This is a genomic window from Bradyrhizobium sp. 170 (assembly GCF_023101085.1).
Classification (GTDB): domain Bacteria; phylum Pseudomonadota; class Alphaproteobacteria; order Rhizobiales; family Xanthobacteraceae; genus Bradyrhizobium.
Genome location: NZ_CP064703.1, coordinates 6,263,376 through 6,276,827 on the forward strand (window position 1 = coordinate 6,263,376; position 13,452 = coordinate 6,276,827).

Sequence of the window (13,452 nt, forward strand, 5' to 3'; positions counted from 1 at the left end):
GCCCCGGGGGCCCGACTTGTTCGCGAGTCTTCAATCAACAGTTCCGCGCCGGTTTCGTTTTCAGGGCGCGGCCTGCAAGTGCGGCTGTCCTGCACGGCAGCGGCATCGGCTTGCGTTACAACTTAAGTAGATGATGGATGAAATCGCCCCTCGCCGCAAGCGGCGATCAGACGCGGCCGGTTTCGTCCGGCGATGAGACGTCCGTCGCATGCGGCGTCGCACGCGGCACCGGATCGAACAGCGAAAACAACATCAGGCCGGCGAGAAATCCGCCGATATGCGCCTGCCAGGCGACGCTGGCGCCTTCAGTGCCGATCGAAATCGCCCCAAGGCCGAAGATGATGTTGACGCCGAACCACACCGCCAGAAATCCGAGCACGCGCGTGTTGCGCAGCGCCCGGGCCAGCGACAGCGCTGGAACCTTCGCTGCGGCATCCGCATCGCCCCGGCTGAACGAAAGAAAACTTCCCTGCACGAAGGCGAAGCGGATGGCGGCGGCCATGGCGCCGGATACCGAGGCCGAGGCGCCGATCATCGGCGCGATCGCGTGCTCATGGGTGACGAGATGCGCCAGTGCGCCCGCCGCAGCCGTCACCGCCATGAATGCGAAGAACCTGACAGGACCGAACCGGCGGGCCAGCGCGCTGCCGAACGGCAACAGCCACAGCACGTTGAAGCCGATATGGCTGAGATTGGCATGCAGCAGCGAATAGGAGACGAAGGTCCAGACCTTGGCGCCGGCCCCGCCGGGAAAGGTGATGTTGAGCAGCGTGGAATCGTAGCGCTTCGGAATGAAACCGAACACGTCGATGGTCCAGTTCTCCAGTTCCACCGGCAGCAGCACGCGCAAATGAATCGCTGCGATCAGCACGATATAGGCCGTCAGCGCGCCCGGCAGCGTCAGGATCGGCTCCCGCGGGGCGTCCGGCGGCTCGTCCAGGGATGAGTAAGGCTGGGATTCCAAAGACCAGGACCTTGCAAGGCAGCTTCGCGGCGTATGGGTCCAGATAGGCGGCTTTGCCCGCCCTGTGCAAGTGCACAATCACAGCTATCCGTGTCCCGGACGCGGCGCAGCGTCCGGGACACGGAGTTCGTTGGAAAAGAAAAAGGGAGGATGCTGAGAACATCCTCCCTTGTCTTGCTGGTCTTCTCGCGCCCCTGGAGCCGGGATCACATCCCCACCCCTCCCCGCGCGATGACCAAACTGTTTGACGCCAGCCTGTGTACCAACTGCGCCGAGAACCCGGAGATAAGCCGGCGCCGTCTGATGCGTTCCACACTACGCACGCCGCCCCGCCTTCGCCAACCTCATAGTTAATTTAACGTTAACAACGCAAAGCCGTGGCTCGCGCGGCCAAATCGCGTTCCCGGCATGGACGCTGCAAAGCCTGTCCTGCACAACACCCAAGGGAAGGCGTGTTGCGCAAAAGCGGGACAGAAGTGTCTCGCCAAGGCAACCCGGGGCGAGGATTAGTTATGAAACACCCATCGAGCCGCGAGTTCTTCGCCTATTGGGATGCGAAGCGGGGCGATGCGCGGGCGCCGGACCGCAGCGAGATCGAACCCGGCGCGGTGCGCGAACTGCTCGGCGACATCTTCGTGCTGTCCTACGACAACGATGCCGGCTACCCGTTTCGCGTCGCCGGAACCCGGGTCTGCGCCCTGCTCGGCCGCGACCTGAAGGATACGAGCTTCTCCGCGCTGTTCACCCCGGACAGCCGCCGCGAGATCGAGGACATCGTCACTTACGTCGCAGAGGAAATGCTGGCGGCGATTGCCGGCATCACCGCGACTTCGGAAGACGGTACGACGGCGCATCTGGAGTTGCTGCTGCTGCCATTCAACAACCGCGCCCATGCGCCGATCAGCCTGACCGGAGTGCTGGCGCCGTTCGAAGGCGACCTCGGCACGATCAGGGATTTCAAGGTGACGTCGTGGCGCTATTTACACCGGCCGCAAAAGCTCGTTCCGCGCGCCTTGCGCAAGCTGGCCATCGCGCGCGGCTTCATGGTGTATGAAGGCCTGCGGTAATCACGAACCGACGGGTTCAACGAACGCCGCCGCACAACGCATGGTCGCGTGACGGTGCTCGAAAACGACCCACAAACGCCTCCAAAAAAAGCACCGCCAAGCATTGCCTAAATGCGAGGCGTCAGGCAGGGTCGAATCACGACGTGGAGCCGGGCCACATCAGCCGAATTGTACGCACCGAGAGGAATCTCGGAGGCGCTTATTCGCCTTAACCTCGGAGATTCCTAGAATGCTGTTGAAGAGATTGATGCTTGCCGCCGCACTGGCCACTGCCGCGGTGGCGACCCAGGCCCATGCCGACGCCCTCGATTCCATCATGAAGTCGAAGGTGATCAAGATCGCGGTGCCGCAGGATTTTGCGCCGTTCGGCTCCGCCGGCCTCGATCTCAAGCCGCAGGGCTACGACATCGACATGGCCAATCTGATCGGCAAGGAACTCGGGGTGAAGACCGAGATCATCCCGGTGACCAGCGCCAACCGCATTCCCTATTTGCAGACCAACAAGGCCGACCTCGTGATCTCAAGCCTCGGCAAGAACGAGGAGCGCGAAAAGGTCATCGACTTCTCGATCGCCTATGCGCCGTTCTTCTCCGGCGTGTTCGGCACCAAGGCGATCGCGGTTGCCAGCGCCGCCGATCTCAAGGGCAAGACCATCGGCGCCACCCGCGGCGCGATCGAGGAACAGGCGCTGACCGCCTCGGCCCCGCCGGACGCCACCGTCAAGCGTTTCGAGGACAACAACGCCACCATCGCCGCCTTCGTGTCCGGCCAGGTCGACCTGATCGCTACCGGCAACACGGTGGCGGCCGCGATCGCCGAAAAGGTTCCGGCGCGCACGCCGGCGCTGAAATTCGTGATCAAGGACAGCCCCTGCTATGTCGGGCTCAACAAGAATGAGCCGGCGTTGCTCGCCAAGGTCAACGAGATCATCACCAAGGCGAAGGCCTCGGGCGAGATCGGAAAACTGTCAGAGAAGTGGCTGAAAGCGCCCTTGCCGCCCGGCTTCTAAACGCCAGCGCCGGGGCACCCGCGTGTCTTACAAACTGCAATTCGCCGAACTGCTGCCCTACTGGAACGTGCTCCTGCAGGGGCTGATCTTCACGATCGTGCTGACTGTTGTGTCGACGGTGGCCGGCATAGCCGTCGGCACCGCCGGCGCCTCGGCGCGCACCTTCGGCCCCGCCTGGCTCGGCCGGATCGTTGCGGTCTATGTCGAATTGATCCGCAACACGCCGTTCATCGTGCAGTTGTTCTTCATCTTCTTCGGCCTGCCGGCGCTCGGGCTGAAGCTCAGCGAAACCACCGCCGCCTTCCTCGCCATGGTGATCAATCTCGGCGCCTACTCGACCGAGATCATCCGCGCCGGCATCGAGGCCGTGCCCAAAGGCCATATCGAAGCCGGCCTCAGCCTCGCCATGACCAAATGGGAGGTGCTGCGCCGCATCGTCCTCAACCAGGCATTCCGCAAGATCTATCCGGCGCTGTCGTCGCAAATCATCATCGTGATGCTGGGTTCGGCGGTGGTGTCGCAGATCTCCGCGGAAGACCTCACCTATGCCGCGAACTTCGTGGCGTCGAGGAACTTCCGAAACTTCGAAGTCTATTTGCTGGCGGCGCTGGCCTATCTCGTGCTGGCGATGCTGACGCGTTCGCTGCTGCGTGCGCTCGGCCGCGTCATCTTCAAGGCGAGGTGAACCATGCTGCAGTTCAGCTTCTGGGACATCCTCTCCAACCTCTTGATCGCCACGCAGTGGACGATCGCGCTGTCGCTGATCGCGTTTGTCTGCGGCGGCATCGTCGGGCTGGCGCTCCTGTTCATGCGCACCTCGCAGATCGCGCCGCTGGAATGGTTCACCAAGGTCTACATCGAGTTCTTCCAAGGCACGCCGCTGTTGATGCAGCTGTTTCTGTTTTTCTTCGGCATCGCGTTGTTCGGCGTCGAGGTGTCGCCGTGGACTGCCGCCACGCTGGCGCTGACGTTCTGGACCAGCGCGTTCCTGACCGAGATCTGGCGCGGCTGCGTCGAGTCGATACCGAAGGGCCAGTGGGAGGCGTCGTCCAGCCTCGCGCTGAGCTACATCGAGCAGATGCGCTACGTGATCCTGCCGCAGGCCTCGCGCATCGCGGTCGCGCCGACCGTCGGCTTCTCCGTGCAGGTCATCAAGGGGACGGCGCTCGCCTCGATCATCGGCTTCGTCGAGCTGACCAAGGCCGGCACCATGCTCAACAATGCGACCTTCCGCCCGTTCCTGGTCTATTCGCTGGTCGCGCTGATCTATTTCTGCCTGTGTTTCCCGCTGTCCTGGTGGGCGAAGAAAATCGAAGGCCGCCTCAATGTCGCTCGTTAGCATTCGTGACGTCAGGAAGAGTTTTGGTGCGAACGAGGTGCTGAAAGGTGTCTCGCTCGATATCGCCAAGGGCGACGTGGTCGCGATCATCGGCCGCTCCGGCTCCGGCAAGAGCACACTCCTGCGCTGTATCAACGGGTTGGAGACCTATCAATCCGGCAGCATCACCGCCGATGGGATCGAAGTCGCCGGCGCCAACACCAATCTGCGCGAGCTGCGCCGCCATGTCGGCATGGTGTTCCAGCAGTTCAACCTGTTTCCGCATCTAACGGCCGCCGAAAACGTCATGCTGGCGCCGACCGTCGTCAACAAGGTGTCGAAGGCGGAGGCCCGCGCCACCGCCGCCGAGGTGCTGGCCAAGGTGGGATTATCGGAAAAGATGGACGCCTATCCGAGCGAACTGTCCGGCGGCCAGCAGCAACGCGTCGCCATTGCCCGCTCGCTGGCGATGCGGCCGAAGGTGCTGCTGTGCGACGAAATCACCTCGGCGCTCGATCCCGAACTGGTCAACGAGGTGCTGCGTGTGGTCGAGCAACTCGCGCGCGAGGGCATGACACTCATCCTGGTCACGCATGAAATGCGCTTCGCCCGCGACGTTGGCACCAAGCTCGTCTTCATGCACCACGGCAAGGTGCACGAGGAAGGCGTACCGAAGGAGGTGTTCGCCGCCCCACGGACACCGGAACTGCAGCAGTTCGTGGGCCAGGTCGGCTGAGCAAGGGCGTGGACCCATAAATCTACCGAGCGGACGGCTTGTCAGGTCCGCTATGCGAAGATAGTGGACGAAATTCCGCATCGCACCGAAACGACGCTAAATGCCATTTTGCGGACGCCGGCCCCGGAGTCCGCCGCACCACCTTCATGGGGCCGGCATCCGAAAACCTTCACAACAGCGGACTCGTGTACCGCAGCAAATAACAAAATTATTCGCTTAGTCCGTTGGCGCGTCGATCCGCCTTACGGATCGATGAGCACTCCCGGGTTGAGCATGCCTTGTGGATCGAGTTCTCTTTTTGCTGCCCGAAGCGCGGCCGCGAAAAGACCCGGGCGTTGGCGATCGTACCAAGGCCGATGATCACGGCCAACAGCGTGATGATGCGTGATCGTACCACCCGCTTCAATCAGCGCGTCGCTGGCCGAATTCTTGATCGCCTGCCACTGCTCCAGAAGCGCACCGTGGCGACCGAGTGCGTGGAAAGAAAAATAGGGCGCGGGCCCGTCCGGATAGACATGGGTGAAGCGGCATGTGACCTCGCCTTTCAGGCCAGTCGCTTCGAGGATCGCACGCTCCGTCGCCGCCTTCACTTTGTCGTGGAAACTTTCGAACCGATCCCAGGTAATAGCGGTCTCGAACGTGTCGTTGATGAGACCGGCCGGTGTCAAAAACTCGCGCGCATATGGCATGCGAATAAATGCGTTCCGCCAGATTCCTGCTGCGCCTTCGAGATGTGCATCGCTGCCTTTTGCGGCCTCCGGCGTCCCGCCATGGTCGGCGCAGCATTCGAGCGCACGTGCCATCCAGGCATCCGGCGAATGGTCGCCGGATTCAAAGCCGAGCACCATGATCGCGACACTGCCGTCGGCCGCACCGGTGTTGAACGCCTCTTGCGCGTCAAGGATGCGACAGTTCGATGGATAGAGGCCGGCCTGTGCGATGGCGCGCAATGCGCGTGCCGCACCGAAGAACGAATGAAAACGAACCGATGTGCCGGCGCGGAATTTCGGACGTGGCTGCAATCGCATCCAGGCGCGCGAAATCACGCCGAGCGTGCCTTCCGAGCCTATGAACATGCGGTCGGGGCTCGGTCCAGCACCCGATCCCGGCAACCGACGCGTTTCGAGTATGCCGCGCGGCGTCACGACGCGCAGGCTTTCGACGAAATCATCTATATGCGTGTAGAGACTGGCGAAATGACCACCCGATCGCGTCGCGATCCAGCCGCCAAGGGTTGAATATTCGAAACTCTGCGGAAAATGCCGCAACGTGACGCCGTGCGGCTTAAGCTGATTCTCCAGCGATGGACCAAAGGCGCCGCCTTCGATCAGTGCGGCGCGCGATATCTGATCTACCTCGACAACCTTGCCGAGATTGCGCAGGTCAAGTGTGACGGCCGCCTTATAGCGAAGCCCATCTATTCGCGGCTCGACGCCGCCGCAGACGCTCGACCCGCCCCCGAACGGCGTCAGCGAGGCGCTGACACCACCGGCCCAGTCCATCACAGCGGAAATCTCTGCTTCGTTGCGTGGATATGCGACCACGTCGGGCGCGCTGTCGTAGTCGCCGAGCATGGCTCGCACGTAGTCCGGATAGGATTTGCCGTAGGTGTGCGCGACCCGGTCGTAGCGTTCGCTCGTACAGAAAGCGGCAAGTGAGCTCGGCAAGGCAACACGCGGCGCGCGCAGTGCCAGGTCCTCGAGACGCGGCACGGCTTTTGTCTCAAACGCATCGCGCGCGAATCTCGCGTGATAACGGCCGAGCACGAAAGCCTGCTCCTCGGCAGTCATGCCTTCGTCTTCGCGGCCCCAGCCGTAATGTTTTAGCCTTCCACCGCTCATGGCATCCTCCCTGCATTTTTCTGTCTGCGATTTCCGAGATCGCCGCGGCATCCGGCGCGCCGCTGCAGTTCTGAGCGTTACCTCAACGCGCGCTGAAGGTGAGGCCGGCGCGCTCCTTCAGACGCTTGCGCAACGCCGGACCCATCAGTGCGCCCGGCGTCCAGATACCGCCATCGCCCTGCACGTCGCGCACAAGGCAGAGAGCGCTCTCGGCGATCATCTTGCTGGCCGAGCCGTAGCCTGGATCGCGGTCGCCCGTGACTACCGCCTCGACCCGTCCGCCATCCGGCAGCTCGCCCAGGAAGAGGATGTCGTAGAAGCCGTTCTCGCGCTCTTCCCTCGAAGGGCCTGCGCCGCGCTTGAGACCTCCGGTCCCGAGCAAGGAAACCATCGTGGCGAACGTCTCCGTCGCCACACCAGCGATTTCCCCAAATCCCGGCGCGACCATCATCTCGTCGTAAACGAAGTCCGTGCCATAGGGATGACCCAACAGGAAATTCGTGCGGTGCACGTTCTTGGTGTTGATAGGCGCCATTGGGAACGGGACAAGCAACACGTTCAGGCTCGGGTCGTATTCAGGAACAAGGCCCGACGGCTGAGACGGCCCGGTGAACCCCGGCGTCAACGCGAAGGGATCGGTCAGCAGCCGGATCAGGGCCGGGTCGCGCACGGTGGCGGCCAATGTCGCTTGGGCGCTCGCTGCGGTGCCGCCAGACATACCGCCTTTCACCTTGCGCAGGCGAGCCTTGACCCGCCGCGCCGGGCGTCCGAATTTCTCGCGCGCCTTCTCCTGCAACGTGAGCACGCCGAGATCGAACGGAATGGAATCGAAGCCGCAGGAGAAGACGATGCGCGCGCCGGTCCGTTTCGCCTCTTCGTGATGGGCGTCGATCATGCGCCGCATCCAGGCCGGTTCGCCGCACAGATCAACATAGGCCGTGCCCGTGGCCGCGCAGGCCGCCACAAGCTCGGGACCGCGGAGCTGATAAGGCCCGACCGCCGTGATGATCACGGCCGCACGCTCGCACATCGAACGCAGGCTGGCCGGCTCGGCGGCATCCGCCTTGACCAAAGGCAAATCGTCGGGTGCGCCGATGTCGGCACGCACCTTCTTGAGCTTGTCGGTCGAGCGTCCCGCGATCGCCCAGGATGGAGCATCGTCGCCGCGATAGGACGTCGCCAGATACTCGACGATGAGACGACCAGTGTAACCCGTTGCGCCATAGACGATGAGGTCGAAGTCCCGCTTCACGACTTGGTCCTCCTTGAGATCCGGGAGAGTTATCTTCAGATCCGTTGTGCAATCGCAGGACACGAGGACGCTCAGCACGAGCGGCAGGGGCCACTTGAGGGCCGCCGCTTCATTGAACAGCCCCATCGCGTTTGACGGAGGATACCACAGTTCCTGCCTTGGGCGCGCAACGTCCGCTTTGGGTTCATTCGCGACCGGGGCCAACCAATGGCAAGCCCGGCCTTGTCCGCTGTTCAGTCGAAAGCAGAAGTAGATTCAGAGCACTAGCCTAGGCGTGGACTCATTACGCACGCAGCACGGCGGCCCAAGTTTGGTTGAACCAGCGCGGAAACTCAAGACAGCGTCACGTTATCGAGGAACGGCTTCCAGGAGAGCGCCTCACTGTTGGCCTTGTCAAATTGTCCATCCTCTAAAAGCTTACCGACACATCTGAAGTATTCACAAAGGAATGACGCATCGGGCAATTGGTACACGTGCTCATCCGGGACCCATAGATGAAATTTCCTGGCGGAGCCAAATGCAGACATGATTGCAGGTTTAAGATCCCGCATATTGTCCGGCCATCCTGACGACGCGCTCCGAATTTTGAGGCTATCTGAAAGACTGCGAAACTTAGAACCGAGACTCCGGAGTTCGGAAGCTTTTTTCTCATTCGACTTCCGGTTCAACCATTCTATTGAGACGCCAAGTACGACTCCGGTCAAAAAGACCACCGCAAATTTAAACCAACGCTGTTGGCCCAGTGCGAGAAGGTTATCAAAGGCGGCCGTGGCCACAGCGTTACGAAAAACCGTCGTGGCCACATCGTCAGGATCGGAGAAGACGTTTTCCTCCAACCATTTTTTGAGGATAGGCGTGATCAACGGGATCAGCAGTAGACCCCAAACTCCAAACAGAAACTGTTTAAGCCATTTGGACATAGAGCCCTGGTGTTTAGCACACTGAACAGCCATCCAGCCGAATCAAAGGCTGCACCCGAGTACACCGCCTAGCGCGACAGCAACGCGTCGGTGAGGCCGTTGAGGCTGTCGCCGACCGCGCCGAAGATGCGCTTGACGCCGGCCTGGGCCAATGTCTCCGCGATAAGGTCTGCGACATTGTCGATCTTCATGTTGCATGATCCCTTGCTCAGCGTCCGGTGAACCGCACGTTTCTCGAGGAAGGCGTTGCGCCCTTCCACCGCATCGGCACTGAGACGGATTTCCGCCTGCGTTTCGATCTCGCGGCGGAACTGATCGGCATAGCTGGCGTGTTCGCTCTCGTCGATCAGGCGGCGCGTCGCGACGAGCGCGCGTGTCGGCCCGCTCGCGAGCTTGCGCGCCAGATCAAGCGCGCCGTCGCGAAGCGCCGCATCGTCGAACACCTCGCGGACCAATCCCCACTCTTTCGCTTGATCGGCCGTGAGCGGCTCGTTGGTCATCATCAATTCGAGCGCGCGCTGCCGGCCGACGAGACGCGGCAACAGCCAGGTCGAACCGAGATCGGGGACCAGCGCGATGCGGCTGAACACCTGAATGAAGCGCGCCGAACGCGCGGCAACGATCATGTCGCCCGCCATCGCAAGGCTGAAGCCTCCGCCGGCCGCCACGCCGTTGACCGCCACCACGATCGGGACGCGGCACTCGCGCATCGCCTTGAACGTCGGCCAGTAATACTTCATCACGCCGGCGGCGATGTCGTCGCCGAGAATTTGCGCGGCCTTGAGATTTTGCCCCGAGCAAAAGCCACGGCCGGCGCCGGTCAGCACCAGCGCTCTCACCTGCGGATCCTCATTCATCTCGCCAATCGCAGTCGCGAGATCGCCCAACAGGTCGGGCGTCATCGCGTTGAGCGTCGCAGGCTCATCCAGTGTCAGCACGCCGACGCTGTCATCGCGCTCCCGCTTCACACCCGGCATTTCGCAACCTCCGTTCGCACGCATGCTTGGCCGGCCCGGCCGGGCGCGAGAGTAACCCTAATGCCACCGCGCGCAACAATCGCCTCTCGCAGACTTGACCGAAATCGCGGTTCCCAGAGATACTTGACCGATTGGACGTGAGTTATGTTTGAGATCGTTATTTTCTGCGTAATTTTTCTGGCGGTGGCCTATTGGGCCGTGCTGTGGCTGATGGGACGTCGCGAGGACGTGCTGCATGGCGAGTTCGTTGAAAGCGAGCCGCCTGCCGAAGAATCTGTTCGCCCTGTATTCCCGAAGCGCCCGGTTCGGTCCACGCCGCCCGAACGCCCCGTTGAAGCCGCGCCTGCGCAACCGCCGTTCCGGCAGGAACGGCTGGCGTCGCTGCTGAACACGATCAAGCAGGACCTCAATCAACTGGTGCAGAAATAGGCGACCCGCAATCACTGCGCCAGCATCGGCGCCGTGTCGGTCTACCCGGTGGAGGAGCGAGCGTTGAGCAATCGCTGGGGCATTCTGGCCGTTCTGTTCGCCGTGCGGCTGACCATGGCGTTCCAGTTTCAGAGCGTTGCTGCGGTTGCGCCGCTGCTCGGCACCAAATTCGATGCCAGTCTTGCCGATATCGGACTCCTGATCGGCCTCTATTTCACGCCTGGCGTCGCGTTGTCGTTACCGGGGGGCGCGATCGGAAAAAGGCATGGAGACAAGGCCACAGTGGCAGGCGCGCTGCTGCTGATGTTGATCGGTCAACTCGCCATGGTGGCCTCTGATTCCTGGGGCTGGCAAATTGCAGGACGGCTGATCGCCGGCGGTGGCGGCGTTCTGCTCAATGTGCTGATGTCGAAAATGGTCACCGACTGGTTTGCCGGCAAGGAAATCGCAACCGCAATGGCGATCTTCGTCAATTCGTGGCCGGCCGGCGTCGCCATCTCGCTGTTGACCTTGCCGGCGATCGGCACCGCCTATGGCGTCAGCGCGGTCTATCTTTCGGTTGCCACGCTGGTTGGCCTCGGCATCCTGCTTCTTGTCGTTGGCTATCGATCGCCGCCGGATACTACAGCCGCATCTTCTGCCGCATCACGGCTCGACCGCAACACCCTGTTCGCCGTCATCGTCGCGGGTTTGATCTGGGGCGTTTACAACATCGGCTTCGCGATGATTTTCAGTTTCGGCCCCACCCTGCTGGTCGAACGTGGCTGGTCGATCACGGCGGCGGGCTCGGCCATCAGCATCGTATTGTGGCTCGCGGCGTTCGGCGGAATGGCCGGCGGATTTCTGGCCGATTGGACCAAAAGGCCGCAATCGGTGCTTGTCGTTGGATGCATCATGTTCGCGCTATTGATGATGACACTGCCACGCAGCCCGGCGGTGATCCCTCTCGTGATCGCGATCGGCTTGATCAGCGCCCTGCCCTCGGGGCCGATCATGAGCCTGCCCGCGCGCGTATTGCAGCCGCAGACGCGCGCCGTCGGGATGGGCATCTTCTACACCGTCTACTACGCCGCGATGATGCTGGGGCCGGCGGTTGCGGGCGCCATTGCAAAATCGACAGGCAGTGTGGCGGCGGCCCTCGACTTCGGGACGGCGGCCCTGCTTGCCTGTCCAGCATTATTATGGGGATACAACCGGATTGTTGCGCCGCGACCGCAGGCCGCGTAAAGGCCCGCACTTCATGCAACCGCTGCTAACACATCGTTAACCCTGTCGGCCTTAGGGTCTTCCCGACGCCGAAGGACCGGCTGTCTGGTGGCGAAGATGTCGTTTGCGCAAAAGAAAACAACCACTGTACCGTCTGCCCAGGAGCGACGGCGCTTTCAGCGCGTCAAAGTCCACCTGCTTGGCCGCTACATGCTGCCGGACCGCCGCGAATTTCCTTGCCAGATTATTAACATGTCGCCGGGCGGACTGGCCCTGCTGGCGCCCGGCATCGGCAATGTCGGCGACCGCGTGATCGCCTATCTCGACCATATCGGCCGGGTCGAGGGCAAAATCACCCGCATCATCGACAACGGCTTTGCCATGACTGTCGGCGCCACCGCGCGCAAGCGCGACAAGCTCGCCGCCCAGCTCACCTGGCTGGCCAACCGCGATATCCTCAATCTGCCGGAAGACCGCCGCCACGACCGTATCGTGCCGCGCAACCCGATCGCCCTGCTCACGCTCGAGGACGGCAGCAAGATGACCTGCCGCATCATCGACCTCTCGCTGTCGGGCGCCGCCATCGCCGCAGAAAACCGCCCGCCGCTGAAATCGCTGGTCATGCTGGGCAAGGTGCAGTCCCGTGTGGTGCGAAATCTCGAGGAAGGCTTCGCGCTCGAGTTCGTCCACGAGCAAGTTGGCGAGGCGCTCGAAGAAGCGGTTACCGCGCGGTAAAGCGCCAGCCGCCGAAAATCCCTGCTTTTCCGACCTCAAGAGGCGGTATCCGCACCACGGATGCCGCCTTTGCCGCGTCTGAGGCGTGCAAAACGCGGTTAACGCGGCGGGCTTTCGCGCGCTGATCCGTCGCTGGCGCAGCGCTGCGCGCGTTAATGTATAAAATTTGAATCAATTGCAGTTGTTTCAAATTTTAGTCGAATTCGATTCAAGTATAGATCGAATTAGCCGCTAGCTTTACTTGTATTCACGTCAAATGTACTTGCCTGACTTAGCGGCAGCGCAAATCCTTTGTGCGAAACATGGTCCCAACAAGAAACGGGGGCCACAATGTTGTTCAGGGGACAGGGGAAAGGACTGGCGGTCATCGCCGTCCTTTTGGGGTTAAACGCTTCAATGAGCGTCCCGGCGAAAGCCGGCGAGGCTCTCTATGCCAGCCTTGGCGAGACCGCGCGTTCGCCGATCGGCTGGGTCGAATTTTGTGCCGAGAATCCCGGCGATTGCCGCGGCGGCGCATCACAGCCGCGCGACATCGTGATGTCGCAGACGGCGTGGCGGGATTTGCTGCGGGTCAACAAGTGGGTCAACGAGACCATCAAGCCGATCACCGACATGGATCATTGGGGTGTGATCGAGAAATGGTCGTTGCCGACGGACGGATACGGTGACTGCGAGGACTATGTGCTTCTGAAGCGCAAGATGCTGATCGATGCCGGATGGCCGCGCGAAGCGCTGCTGATCACGGTGGTGCGCGACAAGAAGGGCGAAGGCCACGCGGTGCTGACCGTGAAGACCGACAAGGGCGAGTTCGTTCTCGACAACCAGAACGAGACCGTCCTGGCCTGGGCCGATACCGGCTACCGCTTCGTCAAGCGTCAGTCGCAGAGCGATCCCAATGTGTGGGTCTCGCTCGGTGACAACCGCCCTGCGGTCGCTACCGCCTCGTCACGCGATCGATAACACAGAAGGATTTTACGAACCCGCGACCCGGTCACATC

At 62.0% G+C, this 13,452-nt stretch carries 14 protein-coding genes; 9 read left to right on the top strand and 5 right to left on the bottom strand.

Going from position 1 to position 13,452, the window contains the following annotated elements:
- Window positions 1-166: 166 nt before the first annotated feature.
- Window positions 167-964: a rhomboid family intramembrane serine protease gene (locus IVB05_RS29260; protein ID WP_247779393.1), complete on the bottom strand. Its 798-nt coding sequence runs from the start codon at window positions 962-964 to the stop codon at window positions 167-169.
- A 512-nt stretch (window positions 965-1,476) separates the two neighbouring features.
- On the opposite strand from IVB05_RS29260, the gene IVB05_RS29265 reads away from it, so the two are divergent.
- The 5 genes from IVB05_RS29265 to IVB05_RS29285 all read left to right on the top strand — a co-directional run bounded on the left by IVB05_RS29265 (window position 1,477) and on the right by IVB05_RS29285 (window position 5,094).
- Window positions 1,477-2,031: a PAS domain-containing protein gene (locus tag IVB05_RS29265; protein WP_247779395.1), complete on the top strand. Its 555-nt coding sequence runs from the start codon at window positions 1,477-1,479 to the stop codon at window positions 2,029-2,031.
- Between the two features lie 229 nt (window positions 2,032-2,260).
- A complete protein-coding gene (locus tag IVB05_RS29270) occupies window positions 2,261-3,040 on the top strand; it encodes a transporter substrate-binding domain-containing protein (protein WP_247779396.1) in 780 nt (259 codons plus the stop codon).
- A 22-nt stretch (window positions 3,041-3,062) separates the two neighbouring features.
- On the top strand, window positions 3,063-3,725 hold the full coding sequence (locus IVB05_RS29275; RefSeq protein WP_247779397.1) for an amino acid ABC transporter permease: 663 nt from the start codon (window positions 3,063-3,065) through the stop codon (window positions 3,723-3,725).
- A gap of 3 nt (window positions 3,726-3,728) precedes the next feature.
- Window positions 3,729-4,379, top strand: a complete 651-nt coding sequence (locus tag IVB05_RS29280; protein ID WP_247779398.1) for an amino acid ABC transporter permease — start codon at window positions 3,729-3,731, stop codon at window positions 4,377-4,379.
- Window positions 4,366-5,094, top strand: coding sequence for an amino acid ABC transporter ATP-binding protein (locus tag IVB05_RS29285; protein WP_214488743.1), 729 nt, complete (start codon window positions 4,366-4,368; stop codon window positions 5,092-5,094). The genes IVB05_RS29280 and IVB05_RS29285 overlap by 14 nt, the downstream gene beginning before the upstream one ends.
- 242 nt (window positions 5,095-5,336) lie before the next feature.
- On the opposite strand, the gene IVB05_RS29290 is transcribed toward IVB05_RS29285, so the two are convergent.
- From IVB05_RS29290 to IVB05_RS29305, 4 genes are all read right to left on the bottom strand, one after another.
- Window positions 5,337-6,935: an FAD-binding oxidoreductase gene (locus IVB05_RS29290; protein ID WP_247779399.1), complete on the bottom strand. Its 1,599-nt coding sequence runs from the start codon at window positions 6,933-6,935 to the stop codon at window positions 5,337-5,339.
- Between the two features lie 82 nt (window positions 6,936-7,017).
- Window positions 7,018-8,187 carry a saccharopine dehydrogenase NADP-binding domain-containing protein gene (locus IVB05_RS29295; protein ID WP_247779400.1) on the bottom strand — a complete coding sequence of 390 codons (1,170 nt, stop codon included), beginning with the start codon at window positions 8,185-8,187 and terminating at the stop codon, window positions 7,018-7,020.
- Window positions 8,188-8,519: 332 nt separating this feature from the next.
- On the bottom strand, window positions 8,520-9,107 hold the full coding sequence (locus tag IVB05_RS29300; protein WP_247779402.1) for a hypothetical protein: 588 nt from the start codon (window positions 9,105-9,107) through the stop codon (window positions 8,520-8,522).
- 68 nt (window positions 9,108-9,175) lie between these two features.
- Window positions 9,176-10,084 carry an enoyl-CoA hydratase-related protein gene (locus IVB05_RS29305; protein WP_247779404.1) on the bottom strand — a complete coding sequence of 303 codons (909 nt, stop codon included), beginning with the start codon at window positions 10,082-10,084 and terminating at the stop codon, window positions 9,176-9,178.
- Window positions 10,085-10,228: 144 nt separating this feature from the next.
- Here IVB05_RS29305 and IVB05_RS29310 point away from each other — a divergent pair, with 144 nt between their 5' ends.
- From IVB05_RS29310 to IVB05_RS29325, 4 genes are all read left to right on the top strand, one after another.
- The gene (locus IVB05_RS29310; RefSeq protein ID WP_247779406.1) at window positions 10,229-10,513 is read left to right on the top strand and encodes a hypothetical protein; all 285 of its coding nucleotides are present in this window, start codon (window positions 10,229-10,231) and stop codon (window positions 10,511-10,513) included.
- 63 nt (window positions 10,514-10,576) lie between these two features.
- Window positions 10,577-11,740 carry an MFS transporter gene (locus IVB05_RS29315; RefSeq protein WP_247779408.1) on the top strand — a complete coding sequence of 388 codons (1,164 nt, stop codon included), beginning with the start codon at window positions 10,577-10,579 and terminating at the stop codon, window positions 11,738-11,740.
- A gap of 96 nt (window positions 11,741-11,836) precedes the next feature.
- A complete protein-coding gene (locus tag IVB05_RS29320; protein ID WP_212422063.1) occupies window positions 11,837-12,454 on the top strand; it encodes a PilZ domain-containing protein in 618 nt (205 codons plus the stop codon).
- A gap of 330 nt (window positions 12,455-12,784) precedes the next feature.
- Complete coding sequence (locus IVB05_RS29325) at window positions 12,785-13,414, top strand: transglutaminase-like cysteine peptidase (RefSeq protein ID WP_247779409.1); 630 nt, start codon at window positions 12,785-12,787, stop codon at window positions 13,412-13,414.
- The last annotated feature ends 38 nt before the right edge of the window (window positions 13,415-13,452 follow it).

Excerpts from the sequence above, each read along its gene's own strand:
- IVB05_RS29305 (WP_247779404.1), bottom strand. The coding sequence starts at position 10,084 with ATGCCGGGTGTGAAGCGGGAGCGCGATGACAGCGTCGGCGTGCTGACA.
- IVB05_RS29285 (WP_214488743.1), top strand. The coding sequence starts at position 4,366 with ATGTCGCTCGTTAGCATTCGTGACGTCAGGAAGAGTTTTGGTGCGAAC.
- IVB05_RS29320 (WP_212422063.1), top strand. The coding sequence starts at position 11,837 with ATGTCGTTTGCGCAAAAGAAAACAACCACTGTACCGTCTGCCCAGGAG.
- IVB05_RS29290 (WP_247779399.1), bottom strand. The coding sequence starts at position 6,935 with ATGAGCGGTGGAAGGCTAAAACATTACGGCTGGGGCCGCGAAGACGAA.
- IVB05_RS29265 (WP_247779395.1), top strand. The coding sequence starts at position 1,477 with ATGAAACACCCATCGAGCCGCGAGTTCTTCGCCTATTGGGATGCGAAG.
- IVB05_RS29310 (WP_247779406.1), top strand. The coding sequence starts at position 10,229 with ATGTTTGAGATCGTTATTTTCTGCGTAATTTTTCTGGCGGTGGCCTAT.
- IVB05_RS29280 (WP_247779398.1), top strand. The coding sequence starts at position 3,729 with ATGCTGCAGTTCAGCTTCTGGGACATCCTCTCCAACCTCTTGATCGCC.
- IVB05_RS29270 (WP_247779396.1), top strand. The coding sequence starts at position 2,261 with ATGCTGTTGAAGAGATTGATGCTTGCCGCCGCACTGGCCACTGCCGCG.
- IVB05_RS29300 (WP_247779402.1), bottom strand. The coding sequence starts at position 9,107 with ATGTCCAAATGGCTTAAACAGTTTCTGTTTGGAGTTTGGGGTCTACTG.
- IVB05_RS29325 (WP_247779409.1), top strand. The coding sequence starts at position 12,785 with ATGTTGTTCAGGGGACAGGGGAAAGGACTGGCGGTCATCGCCGTCCTT.